Origin of the sequence: Mesorhizobium sp. M1142 (assembly GCF_040318565.1) — a bacterium.
In the GTDB taxonomy this organism is placed as follows: Bacteria; Pseudomonadota; Alphaproteobacteria; order Rhizobiales; family Rhizobiaceae; genus Mesorhizobium.
Window position 1 is genome coordinate 1 of the sequence record NZ_JAMYMK010000067.1, and the last position, 1593, is coordinate 1593.

General features: G+C 62.3%; 3 protein-coding genes. All 3 read left to right on the forward strand.

The window, feature by feature from the left end; all coding sequences use genetic code 11:
• The coding region (locus tag NKH42_RS31050) for a hypothetical protein (RefSeq protein WP_352906683.1) at positions 1 to 564 on the forward strand (564 nt) is incomplete at its 5' end.
• Positions 561 to 956: a phage holin family protein gene (locus NKH42_RS31055; RefSeq protein ID WP_352753319.1), complete on the forward strand. Its 396-nt coding sequence runs from the start codon at positions 561 to 563 to the stop codon at positions 954 to 956. The genes NKH42_RS31050 and NKH42_RS31055, both read left to right, overlap by 4 nt.
• On the forward strand, positions 953 to 1593 hold a 641-nt coding region (locus tag NKH42_RS31060; RefSeq protein WP_352974831.1), incomplete at its 3' end, for a hypothetical protein. The genes NKH42_RS31055 and NKH42_RS31060, both read left to right, overlap by 4 nt.

The window sequence follows — 1593 nt, forward strand, 5'->3', positions numbered from 1 at the left end:
CAACGGGAAAAGCAGACCGCGACGGAAGCGCTCCACGATGCGCGTGACGAGATCACCAGGAAAGCCGGAGATTACGCATCGGAAGCAAAGCAAGCATTGTTCAACAAGGCGGAGGGAACGCAGCGCGACATGAGCGCCAGTCTCAAGGCCTTCAGCGGCGCTTTGCGCGCGGCAAGCGAGCATCTTGCCAACAATGATCAACGGACCGCTTCGAAATTCGCCCTTGACGCCGCAGGCGGGCTCGAGCGGCTTTCCTCGTCCCTGAAGGATAAACCGTTCGACGAGGTGCTTGGCGAAATTCAGTCGTTCGGCCGCGAAAACTCGGGGGCGCTGATCGCCGGCTCGGTATTGGCAGGCCTGGCTTTGGGGCGGTTCATCAAGAGCTCGCCACCCTCTGCCCAAACCGGAGCACCGGGCCAGTCGGGAACAGGCCGGGCGCCCGAGACGGGTCCTAGCTCGAATGAGTCGGGATGGCGATCGGCAGAGCCAGTTGAACCAGCCCCGTTAGGATCCGATCAGTCCGGCGATGACTGGGCCAATGCAAGCCTGGAGCGAAACCCATGACTGACAACCAGGACACTCGCAGCCTGACAACCCTTGTCAGCGATCTGGTACAGCAGGTCACAACACTGCTTCAAACCGAAAGCAGGCTGTTGCGGGCTGAAATGTCAGAAAAGTTAAGCAAGGCCGGCGCCGGCGCCGTGGAGGTAATGGGAGGCATCATTTGCCTGCTTGCCGCCCTGATGGTGCTTTTGCAGGCGCTGGTGATTGCCTTGGCGAGCGCCGGCCTGGGAGCCGGATGGTCCTCGCTGCTCGTCGGCGTCGTGGTGGCAGTACTGGGCGTCATACTCCTGCGCTCCGGCAAGGCAAGCATGGCTCCCTCAGAGTTGACCCCCGACCGGACACAAGACCAACTTAAACGCGACGCACGCGTGATCAAGGACCAGATAAGATGACCGACAAATCCGCAGCCGAACTCGAACGCGATGCCGACATTGCCCGTGCCAAGATAACGGACACGGCAGACTCGATCCGGAGCAAGATGACACCAGGTCAGCTGATCGACGAATTCACCGGGATGTTCAGCGGCGAGGGATCCGCCATGCTCAGCAATCTTAAGACTCAGGTCAGGGACAATCCGTTACCGCTTACATTGGTCGGCGCGGGCCTGGCCTGGCTGATGCTAGGCAAAGGCACGTCGGTAGACAGTTCAGCACTTGGTGCCTATTCGACCGGCAGGGAACCTGACGGCACCCGAAACTTCTCTGACCAGAGGGGCTTGGGCGGGGCCTGGCAGGACTCACGCGGCGATGAGTACGGTGCCGAGGGCGAAGGTTCCGCCGGCTCCATGCTCTCCGATGCCGCCCGTTCGGTTGCGTCCGTGGCAGGCGGTGCGACTGAGGCTGTGGCAGACGTTGCGAGCGGCGCCAAAGAAAGGTTAGGAAGCACGGTCGGGCAGTTCGGCTCGGCGGCCACCGATATATCGGGGCGGGTACGGCAGTCGGCGCAGGACCTGTTCCAGCGCGAACCTCTGGCAATGGCCGCGGTGGGCCTTGCCGTGGGCACCGCCATCGGCGTGATGCTGCCTCACAC

Excerpts from the sequence above, each read along its gene's own strand:
- NKH42_RS31055 (WP_352753319.1), top strand. The coding sequence starts at position 561 with ATGACTGACAACCAGGACACTCGCAGCCTGACAACCCTTGTCAGCGAT.